The sequence below is a fragment of the Streptomyces sp. NPDC127092 genome, assembly GCF_042722475.1.
GTDB lineage: Bacteria > Actinomycetota > Actinomycetes > Streptomycetales > Streptomycetaceae > Streptomyces.
In genome coordinates this window covers 363-1,001 of sequence record NZ_JBHXFE010000161.1, presented here as the reverse complement: position 1 = coordinate 1,001, position 639 = coordinate 363, and the positions used below count along the sequence as shown (strand labels likewise).

The following is a 639-nucleotide window of genomic DNA, read 5'->3' as shown; positions in this document are numbered from 1 at the left end:
GGTCCGGCCAGTGGGCGACGTAGCGGCTCAGGACGAGAGAAAGCCCCGTGTTGAAGAGCGACTGCACGAACAGCAGGGGCACGATCAGGAGCCACCTCCAGGTGAGCACCTCGGCTGGCGGAAACGCGAGGACGAGCACGATCATCACTGCGAGCGTGGGGAGGAACTCCAGGAACGCCCGGATGTTGGCCGCCACCACCAGCGTGGCCCTCGGGAAGCGGAAGGCGCGGACGATTGTCTGGTTGCCTGAGATGGCCCTGGAGCCGGCCGTGATCGCTTGCGAGGAATAGCGGAAGAAGAACACGCCGATGATCAGATAGGCAACGAAGTTCGGCACCCCGTGGCCCGTGCCCAGAAGGACACCGAACACCAGATAGTAGGCTGCGCCGTCCAGGATGGGGTTGAGGATCATCCAGAGTCGGCCCAGGGCGTTGGTCGAGTTGGCCCCGGCGATGCGAGATCGCGAGTCGAAGAGGATGAACGCGCGGTGCCGCCAGATCGACAGCAGATACGCACCGATCGAGGGGCGTGCGCCGACGGGCGTCAGCTGCGACCCCTCCACGACCACGGGTGCGGCAACTGCCCCGAGCGCTGGACCGTTTCGAGCCATGGGGACAGCCTCCTGATGCAGGACATACG

1 protein-coding gene is annotated in these 639 nt (G+C 65.4%); it reads right to left on the bottom strand.

Translation table 11 applies throughout. The features are described from left to right. The coding region (locus ACFWJO_RS38335) for an ABC transporter permease (protein ID WP_386872796.1) at positions 1 to 610 on the bottom strand (610 nt) is incomplete at its 3' end. Positions 611 to 639: the final 29 nt, after the last annotated feature.